The 16,020-nt window shown below is 35.3% G+C and carries 14 protein-coding genes; 10 read left to right on the top strand and 4 right to left on the bottom strand.

Translation table 11 applies throughout. The features are described from left to right. Positions 1–53: 53 nt before the first annotated feature. The gene (locus RE431_RS08105) at positions 54–3,776 is read left to right on the top strand and encodes a metallophosphoesterase (RefSeq protein WP_309561476.1); all 3,723 of its coding nucleotides are present in this window, start codon (positions 54–56) and stop codon (positions 3,774–3,776) included. A gap of 65 nt (positions 3,777–3,841) precedes the next feature. Here RE431_RS08105 and RE431_RS08100 read toward each other — a convergent pair whose 3' ends face one another. The 4 genes from RE431_RS08100 to RE431_RS08085 form a co-directional block, all read right to left on the bottom strand. After that, positions 3,842–4,723 (bottom strand): mechanosensitive ion channel family protein, encoded by an 882-nt coding sequence (locus tag RE431_RS08100; protein WP_309561475.1) that lies wholly within the window; start codon positions 4,721–4,723, stop codon positions 3,842–3,844. 14 nt (positions 4,724–4,737) lie between these two features. Then, a complete protein-coding gene (locus RE431_RS08095; RefSeq protein WP_309561474.1) occupies positions 4,738–5,232 on the bottom strand; it encodes a Dps family protein in 495 nt (164 codons plus the stop codon). Positions 5,233–5,330: 98 nt separating this feature from the next. After that, positions 5,331–5,651 carry a phosphoribosylpyrophosphate synthetase gene (locus tag RE431_RS08090; RefSeq protein ID WP_309561473.1) on the bottom strand — a complete coding sequence of 107 codons (321 nt, stop codon included), beginning with the start codon at positions 5,649–5,651 and terminating at the stop codon, positions 5,331–5,333. A 242-nt stretch (positions 5,652–5,893) separates the two neighbouring features. Continuing rightward, entirely contained in the window at positions 5,894–6,358 is a 465-nt protein-coding gene (locus RE431_RS08085) for a thiol-disulfide oxidoreductase DCC family protein (RefSeq protein WP_309561472.1), read from the bottom strand. Between the two features lie 114 nt (positions 6,359–6,472). Between RE431_RS08085 and RE431_RS08080 the strand changes: the two genes are divergently transcribed. The 9 genes from RE431_RS08080 (at position 6,473) to cysD (ending at position 15,979) form a co-directional block, all read left to right on the top strand. Then, the gene (locus tag RE431_RS08080; protein WP_309561471.1) at positions 6,473–7,480 is read left to right on the top strand and encodes a LacI family DNA-binding transcriptional regulator; all 1,008 of its coding nucleotides are present in this window, start codon (positions 6,473–6,475) and stop codon (positions 7,478–7,480) included. Between the two features lie 416 nt (positions 7,481–7,896). Continuing rightward, positions 7,897–9,270, top strand: coding sequence for an MBOAT family O-acyltransferase (locus tag RE431_RS08075; protein ID WP_309561470.1), 1,374 nt, complete (start codon positions 7,897–7,899; stop codon positions 9,268–9,270). Between the two features lie 2 nt (positions 9,271–9,272). Beyond that, positions 9,273–10,190, top strand: a complete 918-nt coding sequence (locus RE431_RS08070; protein WP_309561469.1) for a hypothetical protein — start codon at positions 9,273–9,275, stop codon at positions 10,188–10,190. 102 nt (positions 10,191–10,292) lie between these two features. Beyond that, positions 10,293–11,294, top strand: a complete 1,002-nt coding sequence (locus RE431_RS08065; RefSeq protein ID WP_309561468.1) for an SDR family oxidoreductase — start codon at positions 10,293–10,295, stop codon at positions 11,292–11,294. A 23-nt stretch (positions 11,295–11,317) separates the two neighbouring features. After that, positions 11,318–12,595 (top strand): nucleotide sugar dehydrogenase, encoded by a 1,278-nt coding sequence (locus RE431_RS08060; RefSeq protein WP_309561467.1) that lies wholly within the window; start codon positions 11,318–11,320, stop codon positions 12,593–12,595. 25 nt (positions 12,596–12,620) lie between these two features. Further along, entirely contained in the window at positions 12,621–14,015 is a 1,395-nt protein-coding gene (locus tag RE431_RS08055) for a UDP-glucose 6-dehydrogenase (RefSeq protein ID WP_309561466.1), read from the top strand. Positions 14,016–14,020: 5 nt separating this feature from the next. Beyond that, positions 14,021–14,485, top strand: coding sequence for a DUF2061 domain-containing protein (locus RE431_RS08050; protein WP_309561465.1), 465 nt, complete (start codon positions 14,021–14,023; stop codon positions 14,483–14,485). Beyond that, entirely contained in the window at positions 14,478–15,074 is a 597-nt protein-coding gene (gene cysC / locus RE431_RS08045) for an adenylyl-sulfate kinase (RefSeq protein WP_309561464.1), read from the top strand. Before RE431_RS08050 ends, cysC begins: the two co-directional genes overlap by 8 nt. Beyond that, a complete protein-coding gene (cysD, locus tag RE431_RS08040; RefSeq protein ID WP_309561463.1) occupies positions 15,074–15,979 on the top strand; it encodes a sulfate adenylyltransferase subunit CysD in 906 nt (301 codons plus the stop codon). The genes cysC and cysD overlap by 1 nt, the downstream gene beginning before the upstream one ends. The last annotated feature ends 41 nt before the right edge of the window (positions 15,980–16,020 follow it).

Raw genomic sequence — 16,020 nt, 5'->3', positions numbered from 1 at the left:
GAAGTTCTTTATAACATCGACCAAATTACAAAAAAAATTGACCATAATTTTCTATGAAAAAAGTTAAACTTTTAGCCCCTTTTATCATCTTGTTCCTTGTTTTTGCGTGTGCTACAGTGGAACCGAAATATAGAGATGGTGAGCCAAAATCTGATTTTGGATACCCTACGAATAAGGAGATTGAAAAGTCATTTTATCTATTGGGTGATGGAGGATACTCGCCACCTGGAGGAACCTCTTTAGGACTTATCGCTTTTAAGAGATATTTAGATTCTGTGAATAAGACAGAGAACTATACAATTTTCCTTGGTGATAATATTTATCCTGATGGAATGCCTCCTGAAGGCTCATCTGAACGTGAAGCAGCTGAATATCGTCTGGATGCTCAACTAGATGCTATTGAAAATTATAAAGGGAAAGTTGTTGTTATACCCGGAAACCATGATTGGTATAATGAGAAGCTTAACGGTTTAGAACGACAAAAGGATTACCTGAAGAGCAAATTCGAAGATATTTTGCTATGGAGTCCTGAAATTGGATGCGGTTTACAATCACTGGAAATTTCAGAAAATATTCAGCTTATCGTAATTGATTCTCAGTGGTATCTTGAAGACTGGGATAAAAACCCTAAAATCAACGATAATTGTGAGCAGATCAAAACGAGAGAAGCAATGTTTCTTGAGTTAGAATCTGAGATCAAAAAGAATCAGAATAAAACAACTTTGATCGCGTTACACCATCCAATTTACACTAATGGTGTCCATGGTGGTCAGTATACTATAGATAGACATATATATCCTTCTCAAAAGAAAATTCCTTTACCTATTCTTGGTTCTCTCGCGACTTTGATCAGGACTACTGGAGGAGTTTCTATTCAGGATGCTCAGAATAATCGCTATAAATCACTTGCCAATAGGTTGTCTGTGATCGCTCAGGGATCTGAGAGAGTGATTTTTGCTTCCGGTCATGAACATTCACTTCAATATATAGAACATGACAGCGTTAAGCAGATCGTTTCCGGTTCTGGATCAAAGGCATCTTATGCGACTTTAAGTAATGATGGTGTTTTCGCTTATAACGGGCAGGGATTTGCTGTTCTGGACGTGTTTAAAGATGGTTCTTCATGGGTGAGTTTCTATGGAAATCAGGACAATAAGCCAAAATTATTGTTTCAAAAGGAAGTTCTGGAAACACCGGTTCCCTTTGAATTTAAGGATTACCCGGATAGTTTTCCAGAAACCATGACAACTTCTATTTATAAGGAAGATGAGGATACAGATAAAAGCCCTGTGCACGAAACAGTTTGGGGTGAGCGATATCGTGAGCTTTATGGCACAGACGTAACTCTTAAAGTTGCAGATTTGGATACTTTATATGGCGGATTGGAAGTAGTTCGTGAGGGTGGTGGACACCAGACAGTTTCCTTGAGGGTGAAAGATAGTCTTGGTAGAGAATATAATATAAGAAGATTGCGTAAAGATGCTCTACTGTTTCTTCAAAATGTTGCCTTCAAAAATCAACCGGTTGAAAATAAATTAGAGAATACAGTTGCAGAAAATCTACTTACAGATTTTTACACAGCTGCTCATCCTTACGGATTTCTGGCAATTCCAGATCTAAGTCAAGCTGCAGGTGTTTATCATACAAATCCTGAGGTTTTCTACCTTCCTAAGCAAAAAGCATTAGGGAAGTATAATTCGGTGCATGGAGATGATATTTATATGATCGTTGAAAGACCTGAAGAAGGCTGGACGGGTTATGAATATTTTGGAAGTCCAGACCATGATATCGTGAGTACAGCAGATATGATCGAAAGATTGAGACGTGATGAAAAATATACACTGGATGAAGCTGCTTATGTAAGAGCAAGAATGTTCGATATGCTTATTGGAGATTGGGACAGGCACCAGGATCAATGGCGCTGGGCCGAAATTGAGGATGCAGATGGAAATCACATTTTCGAGCCAATCCCAAGGGATCGTGATCAGGTTTTTTCAAATTTTGATGGTGCTTTCTTTGGGACACTTAGAGCACTTACAGGATTTGCAAACCAGTTTGCCGTATATGGCGATGATATTAAAGATGTTGAATGGTTCAATATTGCAGCTATGGGTCTTGATAGATCATTACTTCAGAATACAGGTAAAGAAACCTGGCTGGAACAGGCAAAATATATTCAGGATAATGTAACTGATGAAGCTATTAAAAAGGCATTCTCAAAACTTCCCGAAGAGACTAGCGGAGAGACTACTCTAAGCCTAATTGAAAACGTAAAAGGTAGAAGGAACAATATTGTAGACATCGCCGAGAGATATTATGAGAAGCTAGCCAAGCTGGCCATTGTAACTGGTACCGATAAGGATGATTTCATCGACGTGGTTAGAATGGAAGACGGGAATACGCGCGTAACGATTACCCGTAATAAAGATGGTGAGAGAGCTGAAAACTTAAGCGATAAAATTTATAAATTTGGTGAGACTACAGAAATCTGGGTTTATGGTCTTGATGATGATGATAAGATTTTAGTGAAAGGCGAAGGTCCTGCAAAGATCTTTGTTCGAGTGATTGGAGGACAGAATAACGACGTATATACGGTTGAAAATGGTAGCAATTTAAAATTATACGATCATAAGTCCTTACCAAATACCGTAAATAAGCAGAATAAGGCAAAGGTTAGGTTTACAGATAATTATGAGATCAATACTTATGATAAGGACAAGAAAACATTCGATTCGGGTTCTATTTTACCCGATCTTGGGTATAATCCCGATGACGCGTTTTCTTTCAGCCTTGAATATGTGAAATCCATCAATAAGTTTAAGAGAAATCCATTTACCTCTCAATATACGTTCTATGGTGAATATCATTCAGCAACCAATGGTTTTGAACTGAACTACTCCGCTGAGTTCGCTAGCATTGTAGGTAAGTATAATCTATTGCTTGGAGCAAATTATGCCAGTCCGGAATATTCAGAAAACTTCTTTGGTTTTGGTAATGAAACCAGCAATTTTGAGGATGATCTGGACATGGATTATAACAGGGTAGGGCTTAATGAATATGGTGTAAAAGCCTCCTTAGTGAATAAAACCCCGTTTGGTAGTTTCTTCGGATTTACGGCAAGTTTTGAAGGTATTGAAGTACAGGAAGATGAAGGGCGATTTATTACCGAGGATTTTGTGACTTCAGATCCTGACTTCTTCGCCAGAAAGTATTTTGCAGGTTTAGATGCACTTTATAAGTATGAAAGCTATGATGATGTGCTGAATCCAACAAGAGGTATGTTATTTGAATTGAACCTTGGAGCTAAAATGAATACAGCAGATCCTGGGCGTCAATATGGTTATTTCAAACCATACATGGGATTTTATAATGCTCTTACTAGAAATAGAAAATTAGTTATCAAAACCAGGGCAGAGGCTCATATAAATATTGGAACTGAATATGAGTTTTACCAGTCTGCACAATTAGGTGCAGATAGCGGATTAAGAGGTTATAGATTTGAAAGATATTCAGGTAAAAGTTCCTTTGGTACTGGCGCAGATCTTAGATATTCGTTTAATACAGTAAAAACCAGCTTCCTGCCATTTCAATTAGGAATTTATGGAGGTTATGACTTAGGTAGAGTATGGACGGAAGAAGAAAATAGCAAAGTGTGGCATGATAGCTACGGTGGCGGATTTTGGATAAATAGCGCTGATGCTATTCAGGGGAAATTAAGTCTGTTCGCCGGAAGTGAAGGAGCAAGACTACAATTTTCAGTTGGATTGAAATTCTAAGATTGGAGACTATAAAAAAGCCCGGCTCGAATGAGCCGGGCTTTTTTATATAATTGAGGGCAAAATTATTCTCCGCCTTTATTCAACGATAATTTATTAGAAAAATCAATGGTTCTAATAGGGAATGGAATATTAACTCCTTTCGCGTCAAAGGCTTTCTTAATTGAGATAATGGCTTCGTGCTGTGCAACCAATAGATCTCTGTTTTTAGTTGCATCTATCCAGAAACGAACCACAAAGTTTATAGAACTATCGCCAAATCCATTATACATGAATTCAACTTCTTCGTTACCGCGTTGAGGAAACTTATCTTTAATGACTTCAGTAGTAAGATCACGAACCATTTCAAGGTCTGATTCATATCCAACGCCACAGTCAACAAAAACTCTTGATCTGGAGGTTCTGGTAAAGTTTTTAAATGGTTCTTCCACAATTTTTGAATTCGGAATCACTACATAATTATTATCAGATTGTTTGATCACGATGTTTCGTAGGTTGATTTCGGTTACAGCTCCGGCATAGCCATTTGTTTCAACCCAATCGCCGATTTGCAATTCAGGAAGAAAGCTTAGAATAAGTCCTGAGAATGTATTGTTAAGCGTTCCCTGTAGGGCTAACCCAATAGCTAAACCAACAACACCGGCACCTGCAAGAACTGAAGTTAAAACCTTATCAAGGTTTAGCAGTCCTAGAGCTATAAAAAAGCCAATAAGAATTACAATGGCTTTGATAACCTTTACGACCATAAGTCGTATAGAATCCTGTTTAATCTGTTTCCTGGTGATCCTTTCGAATAATCTACCGACGTATTTGGCAATAAATATGAATAATACAAATACGATTACGGCCAAAAGAAAATTAGGCAGATTCAGGATTAAAGAATCCAGCCATCCGCCTAATTTGTCCCATATACCTTTGATTGATTCTTGTAAGTCGAAATCCTGCATATGTTATAAGTTAATTATTTTACTGGTTTATGCTGTTCTGTTGTCTTCATTTTCCATGCATCTAACATCCAGCTAGTCTTTTCAAGCTCACGTATGTAGGCGCCAATAAGGTCTATTGTACCTTCATCGCCACCAGCATCGGCAACTTCAACTACCTTTCTCATTTGTTTCAGTAGAAATCCATGATCGGTTAGTAATAATTCGATCATTTTGCTATCTGAAATATCGGAAGGAGATTCTTTTAAATTAGAATCTTTAAGGTAATCGCTTAAATTACTTGTTGGCTGATATCTCAATGTAAGAATTCTTTCGGCAATTTCATCAACTTTCAATTTAGCATCATCGTATAATTCTTCAAATTTTTCATGTAGATCAAAGAAATTTTTACCGATAACATTCCAGTGAAAATTACGTAGTTTCTGATAGTATAAGTGATAATCGGCTAAAAGGATATTGAGTTCTTCAACAGTCTTTTTCGTTTTACCGGAGTCCAAACCTAAATAATTCATAGTTTTTATTTATAGTATTTTTAATTTCTATTCAAAAATATAATAGTTAGGCCGTTTGCCCAACTAATGCTTAGCATTTAATAGAAGTTTAACTTTGGTTAATCTAGCTCTCGATGGTCTTTTAAATCCAGTTTCTCCATCATTTTTTTAGAGATCTGGCCGCTGGAAACACCGTATCCGTCTACAAGTACTCCTTTATGATTGTCTGAGGTAGTAATAGCGTAAAGAATTGCATTGTCATCTGGATTACTCATTCCTTCAAATCGCAGAACTTTATCCACCTCAAATTCTTCCACTCCAAAAGTCTGGTCTTTAGATTTTAGTTCGATTTCCTCATCCAGAAGATTGAAATCTTCCTCGTAACCTTCTTCTAGTTTAAGTTTATTTATTGCTTGTGATAATGTACCGTAATCTTTCATTTTAGTTCAATTTTATTTGAATTCAAATTACAGTGAAAGCCGCATTAAAGCAAAAACTTGGAAGGGTTTAATATAAGTTTAACTCCCGATTAATAGAAGGTTTCAGGCTTACTTATCTTTATTATTTGAGCTAAATAATCCTAATGGTAACACCAATAAAAAGAAGAAATACCATCCTGTAACTAAACCGATGATAGTTACAATTGCCGCGGCGATATAGAACCAATATGATTTCAAAAAATTCATAACAGGCTAAAAAGTATGATTATTAAAACTAGGTATAATAACCAGTAAGGTTTTAAATGAAGAGGATCTTTTCCAAATAGAAACTTGGTCAGTTTGAAATAGAATGATCTATTCTTGGCAATATGGTTATAACCATGATTGCTTAATTTTTCAAAAATGGAACTGGAAGCATATAACTGATGCCAGAATTTATTTCCCGCATGCCATAAGCTACGATATGCTGAGTCTGGTCCGCTGTAAATTTTTCCATCCGTTTCAATAAGACGGCTAGCCTTCTTAAATTCTTTTATAGGAAAGTCTTTAAAATTTTCAGCTGACTCCTGATAGGTTTTGAAAATTACTTTTCCTTTGGTCTTTTCTTCCCACCTGGTTTTCCAGAATTTACAGAAACCGCATTTGCCGTCCCATATTAGAACATTCTGTGGAGGGTGATGCTCTGTATATTTAATTTTCCCGAACAAAATCTATTTTTTTAAGTAAAGGACTGAAAAAAATAAGTTTACATCAAATCTGAAATCTTTATTTGTGCCAATTCAAGATTTTTTTTAACCTTTATACTTCATACCCTATGACCTATGAAGAGTAAAATTACTTTAAAGGAACTTGCGAAACTATTGAATGTGAGTGTTTCCACGGTTTCAAAGGCCTTACATGATAGTCCCGAAATTAGTCCGAAAACTGCTGAAAGAGTTAAGGAGCTGGCAAGTCTGCACAATTATAAGCCAAATCCGGTTGCTGTAAATCTGAAAAAAAGTAAGACGGGAACGATTGGTGTGGTAATTCCAAATATTTCTAATAGTTTCTTTGCTCGAGTACTGTCTGGGATGGAAGCAGAAGCTCAGAAGCATGGACAGCAGGTAATCACTTATATTTCAAATGAATCCCTGGAAAGAGAAAAGCAGATCTGTGATATGCTAACCTCCGGATTTGTAGACGGTGTGTTGATCGCGGTTTCTGAAGAAACTCAAAAGAAGCAGATATATGATCACCTATTTGGATTACTTGATTATGATATACCGGTAGTGATTTATGATAGAATCAATTTAGGCCTACCCGCCGACAAAATAGGGGTAGACGATGAAAAAAGTTTCTATGACGCCACAAAATTTTTTAAAGCCAAGGGATTAGAAAAAATTGGCCTTGCTTCTGCAATCCATCATGTGGGTATAGGTCAGTTAAGGATCAAAGGTTATGAAAAGGCGTTGCAAAAAGATGATTCCAGTTTTATGGCAACAAGCACTAAACCTGATGATTTAAAAAGAAAGATTAAAATCCTTATTACCGAAGAGAAAGTGGAAGCGCTTTTATGTACAGATTTTGAAAGTGCAATAATGGCTACCAGAGTAGCCTATGAAGAAAAAATCAACATTCCTAAGGATCTCAAGTTAATAGGATATATAAGCAAGGATATAGCTGAATTTCTAACTCCATCTCTAAGTTACATCGAACAGCATCCCCAGGAATTGGGTTCTAACGCCATTAATATTCTAAACAATCGAATCGAGGGAAAATACCAATCGGGTAAATTCGAGGAAGAAATCATTGCTACGACGCTAGTACATTTGGAGTCTACGAGGTTTTAGACTGTATTCAATCTGACCTTAAATTAAATACTATATTTGCCTAAATTATCAACCCAAACAATTAAATGTTATTTAATTCTCTTGATTTCGATCTTGCCGATTGTATCTATACTTTATTGGTTCGTTTTTAATCGAAGAATTTTTACACTATTTTAAATACGCGAAAAGAATAATAAATTTGATTTAATCAAGGTTAAATTTAGTTGAATATTCATAAAAATTTTATTTTTAAAATTAATCCATATACATTTGATTTAGAATAATATTTATTCGAAGGCATTCATGTTTTTTTTTTTTCATCACATTGTAAATTGTATAAGGCCACTGTCTATTAATAAATGTTATTTAATTCTTTAGACTTCGCAATATTTTTACCAATTGTTTTTTCCCTTTATTGGTTTATTTTCAATAAAAAATTGAAGTGGCAAAATTTATTTCTCTTAATTGCTAGTTATATTTTTTATGGATGGTGGGATGTTAAATTTTTGATTCTAATTTTTATTAGTACCCTAACCGATTATTATACGGGCTTAAAAATAGCTACTTCTGAAAATCATAAATTTAGAAAGTCATTCTTAATATTAAGTATTTTTGTTAATCTTGGAATGCTTTTTGGTTTTAAGTATTTTAACTTTTTTATCGATAACTTTAATAGAGCTTTTACCTTATTTGGATCATCGTTTGATTTAAATACACTAGATATAATCCTACCAGTTGGTATTAGTTTTTACACGTTTCAAACCATTAGTTATACCATTGACATTTATAGAAGGAAGATAGAACCGACATCAGATTTTATTGCATTTTCTGCATTTGTGAGTTTCTTTCCCCAATTAGTTGCAGGTCCAATTGAAAGAGCTAAAAACCTGTTGCCGCAATTTGAAAATAAACGGAAGTTTGAATTTTCTCAAGGTATAGATGGTTTAAGACAAATTTTATGGGGTCTTTTTAAGAAATTGGTAATTGCAGATAATTGCGCTGTTTTTGTGAATTATATTTTTGAAAATTCAGCAGATTTATCAGGTAGCACTCTTCTACTTGGAGCTGTTTTATTCATTTTTCAGATTTACGGTGATTTTTCTGGATACTCTGATATTGCAATAGGTACTGCAAGATTATTCGGATTTAATTTGATGCAAAACTTTGCATTTCCACTTTTCTCTCGCGATATCCCTGAATTTTGGCGAAGGTGGCATATTTCCCTTACTACCTGGTTTAGAGATTATTTATATATTCCTTTATCAAGAAGAGGAAGTGGCAATTTCTTTAGAATTAGAAACATTTTTATATTATTCTTAATTACTGGATTTTGGCATGGAGCAAAATGGACTTTCATTGCTTGGGGTGCACTTAATGCAATTTATTTTTTACCCTATTTACTAATTAGAAGAGTTAAGTCAAATAAGGGAATTGTGGCAGAGCACTCTATTTTTCCAAACCTAAAGGAAATTTATCAAGTAACTAGATCATTTGTGCTTGCAGCCATTGGAATTATTTTTTTTCGGGCAAGTGATATCCAGCATGCGATTAACTATCTAATAGGGATTTTTGATGAATCATTATTCACCTTGCCATATTATAGAGGATTAGGTTATATAAGACCTTTAATTATTCTTATTATATTTTTTATGGTAGTTGAATGGTTTGGTAGACGAAATAAATATGCTTTGGAATTAGTAAAAAGTTTTAAATTTAAAAGTTTACGCCGAGCCTTTTATTTTTTAATCATTTTATTAATTGGATTATATATGTGGTCTGAAACTAATGATTTCATCTATTTTCAATTCTAATTATGCGACTATTTCTTCGTAAAATATTCTTATTTCTAATACTTACATTAGGCAGCTATATTGTCTCTATTAATCTGTTGGAGTTAATTTTACCGGATATCTATAAACCTAATATTCTTTATCAGGTAGGGGATGGTATGTTAAAAAAGAAAATGCGGGACAGTGAAAGAATTTCTTCGCCAGATGTAGTATTTTTAGGTTCTTCACACGCATATTATAGTTTTGATCCTGTTTTCTTTGATAAAATAGGTGTTTCGAGTTTCAATTGGGGAACAAGTCAGCAAACTCACCCTCAAACTCAAATGGTTATTAAAGAATACATTACTCAAAATAAACCAAAATTGGTTATTTATGAGGTATTTCCAGAAATCTTTGCTATGTCAGGTCGCGAATCAATGGCAGACTTTTTAAATGCTGGCGAGCCATTTGAAGTCAGTTTTGGAGATATTTGGCATTTCGACAATAGTATTGCATTAATTAATACATATTTAATTAAATATAGTAGAAGAATCTTGGGTGTAAAGGATAAAACTGAGTTTTTTGACGATAAGGAGTCTTATGATCGTGGATTTATTAAGGAAACTAATTTAAATAATAATCCAAGAAATATTCCTATGTTAAAATGGGTTCCGAGAGAGAATCAGTTAAAAGCATTTGAAGAAAATTTGAAACTTTTAAAGGATTTAGATATTCCTGTTTTATTAGTGATAGCGCCTTACCCATTTGATTATAAAAATTCAGATGATTTCATGAGCTACTTACAACCCAAAGCTAAATTGTTGTCTTATAAGGAAATTTTAGAATTCGATGAAATTGAGGATTTTAGTGATTTTCATCATTTAAATTATAATGGAGTTCTGAAGATGAATAGGCATCTAATTGAATTTTTAACAAAAAACAACTATCTTTCCAAATCGTAAAAATTACTTGAGTTTTGGGAATTCTTTAAGATAGGTTTTAAGAATTGTTCCTCAGGAAATTTTATATTTGCCATCTTCAAAAAATACTAAAATTTCTACATCTTGATTACTGAGTTTCAGAAAGGAAAAATTTCAAATTCACGAATATTAGTAACCGGCGGGGCAGGATTTATTGGCTCTAACCTCTGTGAAACTTTATTGAATTATGGAGCACAGGTTACATGTCTTGATAATTTTGCTACAGGACATCGAAAAAACCTCGAGCCATTTTTGGACGATTCCAATTTTATTTTAATCGAGGGTGATATTAGAAATCTGGAAACATGTCAAAAAGCATGTGCAAATACTGATTATGTTTTACATCAAGCGGCATTAGGTTCTGTACCTAGATCTCTTAAGGATCCTATAACTAGTAATGAGGTAAATGTAACTGGTTTTTTAAATATGTTGATAGCTGCGCGAGATAATGATATTAAGCGATTTGTTTATGCGGCTAGTTCTTCAACATATGGGGATTCCGAATCACTTCCAAAGGTGGAAGACATAATTGGTAAACCACTTTCTCCATATGCAATTACGAAGTATGTAAACGAATTATATGCTGATAACTTCAAGCGTTCATACGGTTTAGATACAATCGGATTAAGATATTTTAATGTTTTTGGCAGAAAGCAAGATCCTAATGGAGCATATGCTGCCGTTATTCCAAAATTTGTAATGCAATTTATGGATCATGATAGTCCGGTCATTAACGGAGATGGCACTTTTTCAAGAGACTTTACTTATATCGATAACGTATTGCAAATGAATATACGGGCCATTACAACTCAAAATCCTGATGCACTTAATCAAGTTTACAATACTGCAGTTGGAGATCGCACTAATCTTAAAGAGTTGACGTATCTATTGAAGAAATATCTTAGCGAATATGACTCAGAAATAGCTGATGTTAAAGTAAAGCATGGACCTAATAGACCTGGTGATATACCTCACTCATTAGCTTCTGTGGATAAGGCCAAGGAATTACTCGATTATCAACCAACTCATAAAATCGAAGAAGGACTTAAGGAGGCGGTTAGCTGGTATTGGGAAAATCTTCAATAAATTTTAATCATCAAATTAAATTAATGAATAAAAAAATTGCCGTAATAGGTTTGGGATATGTAGGATTACCTCTAGCTAGGTTATTTGCCACCAAATATTCAGTCGTAGGTTTTGATATTAATCAAGCTCGTATTGACGAATTAATGACGGGTATAGATTCAACACTTGAAGTTGAAAATGATATTTTACAGGCTGTTCTAAAGCAAGAAAATAGCACCGAAAATGGATTGTATTGTACTGCGAATATATCAGAAATTGAAAACTGTAATTATTATATAATTACAGTGCCAACACCTGTAGATAAAAATAACAGGCCTGATCTTACACCATTATATAAAAGTAGTGAAACAGTAGGTAAGGTTTTGAAAAAAGGGGATATTGTTATTTATGAATCTACGGTTTACCCGGGTGTTACTGAAGATGAATGCGTCCCTGTTCTTGAAGAGTCTAGCTCACTTAAGTTTAATGAAGATTTTTACGTTGGTTATTCTCCCGAAAGAATTAATCCAGGTGATAAAGAGCATACAGTAGAGAAAATTCTAAAAGTCACCGCAGGTTCTACACCAGAAATTGGTAAAAAAGTTGATGACCTATATTCTGAAGTAATTATTGCTGGTACCCATTTAGCACCAACCATTAAGGTGGCGGAGGCTGCAAAAGTTATAGAAAATAGTCAAAGAGATATTAATATCGCCTTTGTAAATGAATTGGCTAAAATATTCAATATGATGAATATTGATACACAGGCGGTTCTTGAAGCAGCTGGGACAAAATGGAACTTTCTTCCATTTAAACCAGGTTTAGTTGGCGGACATTGTATTGGCGTTGATCCTTATTATCTGGCTCAAAAAGCGCAGGAGATAGGATATCATCCAGAAATTATTCTTGCTGGTAGAAGAATGAATGATTCCATGGGGCAATATGTCGCAAGTGAAGTGGTAAAGCTCATGCTGCAAAATGATCTCAAAGTTAAAGGGGCAAATATTCTAGTTCTTGGTATAACTTTCAAGGAGAATTGCCCAGATGTTCGAAACACTAAGGTTGTTGATGTCATTAAGTCATTAAGCGAATACGGTGTAAATATAACAATATATGATCCCTTAGCCAGTCCGGTAGAAGTTGAGCATGAATATGGTTTAAAAACAACTTCAATCTTACCTTCAAGTAAATTCGATTCTATAGTATTAACGGTAGCTCATAAGGAATTTAATGACATCAATTATAATAACCTTAAGAATAAGGGTGCCGTTGTCTATGATGTTAAAGGTGTTCTTGGAAATAAATGCGATAAGAAATTATAATTTACCTGAATAAGAAAGAAGTAGAATGGAGATTAATAATATTTGTTGTATAGGTGCTGGTTACGTAGGGGGGCCAACCATGGCTGTAATTGCTCAGAAATGTCCTGAAATTAAAGTAACTGTAGTAGATATAAATGAAAAAAGGATTGCTGACTGGAATGATGAGGATGTTGAAAATATTCCTATATATGAACCAGGGTTGTCAGAAATAGTTGCAGAAGCAAGAGATAGAAATTTATTTTTTTCTACTGATGTTGATGCTGCTATAGATAAAGCAGATATGATTTTCATTTCTGTTAATACGCCTACGAAAACTTATGGTATTGGGAAGGGTATGGCTGCAGATTTAAAATATATCGAATTATGTGCTCGACAGATTGCTAGGGTTTCCACTTCTGATAAAATAGTAGTTGAAAAGTCAACATTACCGGTAAGAACTGCAGAGGCTCTTAAGAATATCTTGGATAATACTGGAAATGGTGTGAATTATCAGATTCTTTCTAATCCTGAATTTTTAGCAGAAGGGACAGCGGTTGCTGACCTTATGAACCCTGATCGAGTTTTAATAGGAGGAGATATTGAGACAGATAATGGTCAAGAGGCTGTTCAAGCGCTAGTAGATGTTTATGCACATTGGGTTCCAAAAGATCAAATTTTGACAACCAATGTTTGGTCTTCTGAATTATCCAAATTGACTGCAAATGCTTTTCTTGCTCAAAGGGTATCAAGCATAAATGCAATGTCTGAATTATGTGAGAAAACCGGTGCTGATGTAAATGAGGTAGCAAAAGCTGTCGGAATGGACTCTAGGATTGGTTCTAAATTTTTGCAATCTTCCGTTGGTTTTGGTGGATCCTGTTTTCAAAAAGATATTTTAAACCTTGTATATATAGCTAAGTCATTTGGCCTTGAAGAGGTTGCAGATTATTGGGAACAGGTAATTATAATGAATGATCATCAGAAGAGAAGATTTGCAGCTAATATTGTAAAAACTTTATATAACACTGTATCCGGTAAGAAAATTGCTATTCTGGGTTGGGCATTCAAAAAAGATACCAATGATACAAGGGAATCTGCAGCAATTTATGTGGTAGATTATCTATTGAATGAGCAGGCCGAAGTTGTAGTTTATGATCCTAAGGTAAAACCAGAACAGATATATGCAGATCTAGATTATTTAAATACAAGATCTGAAAAAGAGAATAGAGATCGAGTAACAGTTTTAAATACTCCATACGAGGCTTGTGAGGAAGCTCATGCAGTTGCTGTGTTAACTGAATGGGATGAATTCAAAGACTACAATTGGTCTAAAATCTATGATGACATGTTAAAGCCAGCCTTTCTTTTTGATGGTAGACGATTACTGGATGGTAAAAAGAAAAAGGAGATGGGATTTGAATATTATGCAATAGGATCATAATTTAAATGGCCAGTACTCACAAGCGACATATTGCCAAATCTATTACCTGGAGGGTAGTAGGGACTTTAGATACAATTTTATTATCGTGGATTGTTACGGGGAATCCTTACACAGGACTGAAGATTGGATTTTCTGAGGTAGTTACCAAGATGGTGTTGTATTATCTTCATGAGCGTGTTTGGTTCAATATAAAGGCTGGAGTAACTAAACACGGTGATAGTCGCAAAAGGCATATTGCCAAGACGATCACCTGGCGTGCAGTTGGTACTTTGGATACGATGCTTTTAGCCTGGTGGATCTCTGGTAATCCTCTTACTGGAATGAAAATTGGGGGCATTGAGCTTGTGACAAAAATGGTGTTATATTATTTCCACGAGCGAGCCTGGTACCGTTATGATTTTGGGCTTCAACAAAGAAGAGATAAAAAGTTAAAAGCAGAAAAAGAAGAATTAACCTATACCGATGAATAATATAGTTCCCCATACCTTTCATGTAGATCGTGAAGACCGGAATATGCAGAATGAACATACATCATTTGTAGTTTGGTTTACCGGGCTTTCAGGTTCTGGTAAATCCACCCTTGCTAATATGGTGGAGCGAGAATTGTTTGAGTCAGGGATACATACTTTTTCTTTAGACGGAGACAATGTTCGTGGCGGTCTTAATAATAATCTTGGTTTTAGCCGTGAAGATCGCAAGGAGAATCTACGCAGGATTGCAGAGGTGGCAAAACTTTTTGTGAATTCGGGAAGTGTAGTGATCGCTTCTTTTATATCTCCTTTAGCATCAGATCGTACCTTTGTAAAAGAGATCATCGGTAAGGAAGATTTTATTGAAATTTTTATAAATACGCCATTGGAGATTTGTGAGAAGCGTGATGTAAAGGGATTGTATAAAAAGGCGAGAGCCGGGGAGATCAAGAATTTTACAGGAATAGATGCGCCTTATGAAGCGCCAGGATCCCCTGAATTAGAAGTTAAAACGAACCTTGAAGAGGCAGAGGCCTCAGTAAAGCGTATCGTAGAATATTTAAAGAGTAAACTGGAAATAACGAAGTAATGAGTAAATATTATCTGAACTATCTTGACGAATTGGAATCTGAAGCGATCTACATCCTTCGTGAGGTATGGGCTCAATTTGAGAACCCGGTGATCCTGTTCTCAGGTGGAAAGGATTCAATCTTAGTAACCCACCTAGCAAAGAAGGCGTTTTACCCAAGTAAGATTCCTTTTGCACTGATGCATGTAGATACCGGACATAACTTTCCGGAGACTATTCAGTTTAGAGATGATCTTATTGAAAGTCTTGGGGCGCAATTGATCGTAGGATCCGTTCAGGAATCGATCGATCAGGGAAGAGTAGCAGAGGAGAAAGGAAAGAATGCTACCAGAAACGCTCTTCAGATCACGACACTTCTAGATGCCATAGAATCAAATAAAGTAGATTGTGCTATAGGTGGAGGACGAAGAGATGAGGAGAAAGCCAGAGCTAAAGAACGTTTCTTCTCACACAGAAATGATTTTGGAGAATGGGATCCAAAGAACCAGCGTCCAGAATTATGGAACCTTCTTAATGGAAAACATTATGAGGGAGAACACTTCAGAGCCTTTCCAATAAGTAACTGGACCGAGATGGATGTGTGGAACTATATCAAAAGAGAAAACATTAGTATTCCATCTCTATATTTTGCTCATGAGCGTGAAGTAGTCTTTAGAAGTAATTCCTGGATTCCGGTATCAGAGTATCTAAAGCTTGAAGAAGGCGAGAAGATCGAGAAGAAGAAGATCAGATTTAGAACCCTGGGAGATATAACCATCACCGGAGGGATCGAATCTGATGCGGATACCCTTGATAAGATCGCAGATGAAGTATCAGCGATGAGAAAGACCGAACGAGGAGATCGATCAGATGATAAACGTTCAGAGACGGCCATGGAAGACCGTAAGAAACAAGGATACTTCTAGAAGACAAACTGTCCTGAATTAAGAATTAGAGAATTACAGAA

This window comes from Christiangramia sediminicola (genome assembly GCF_031344135.1).
Classification (GTDB): domain Bacteria; phylum Bacteroidota; class Bacteroidia; order Flavobacteriales; family Flavobacteriaceae; genus Christiangramia; species Christiangramia sediminicola.
The sequence above is the reverse complement of the archived record's forward strand: the minus strand, read 5'-3'. Positions and strand labels throughout refer to the sequence as shown.

Excerpts from the sequence above, each read along its gene's own strand:
- RE431_RS08090 (WP_309561473.1), bottom strand. The coding sequence starts at position 5,651 with ATGAAAGATTACGGTACATTATCACAAGCAATAAATAAACTTAAACTA.
- RE431_RS08070 (WP_309561469.1), top strand. The coding sequence starts at position 9,273 with ATGCGACTATTTCTTCGTAAAATATTCTTATTTCTAATACTTACATTA.
- RE431_RS08050 (WP_309561465.1), top strand. The coding sequence starts at position 14,021 with ATGGCCAGTACTCACAAGCGACATATTGCCAAATCTATTACCTGGAGG.
- RE431_RS08095 (WP_309561474.1), bottom strand. The coding sequence starts at position 5,232 with ATGAATTATTTAGGTTTGGACTCCGGTAAAACGAAAAAGACTGTTGAA.
- RE431_RS08105 (WP_309561476.1), top strand. The coding sequence starts at position 54 with ATGAAAAAAGTTAAACTTTTAGCCCCTTTTATCATCTTGTTCCTTGTT.
- cysC (WP_309561464.1), top strand. The coding sequence starts at position 14,478 with ATGAATAATATAGTTCCCCATACCTTTCATGTAGATCGTGAAGACCGG.
- cysD (WP_309561463.1), top strand. The coding sequence starts at position 15,074 with ATGAGTAAATATTATCTGAACTATCTTGACGAATTGGAATCTGAAGCG.
- RE431_RS08055 (WP_309561466.1), top strand. The coding sequence starts at position 12,621 with ATGGAGATTAATAATATTTGTTGTATAGGTGCTGGTTACGTAGGGGGG.
- RE431_RS08060 (WP_309561467.1), top strand. The coding sequence starts at position 11,318 with ATGAATAAAAAAATTGCCGTAATAGGTTTGGGATATGTAGGATTACCT.
- RE431_RS08080 (WP_309561471.1), top strand. The coding sequence starts at position 6,473 with ATGAAGAGTAAAATTACTTTAAAGGAACTTGCGAAACTATTGAATGTG.
- RE431_RS08100 (WP_309561475.1), bottom strand. The coding sequence starts at position 4,723 with ATGCAGGATTTCGACTTACAAGAATCAATCAAAGGTATATGGGACAAA.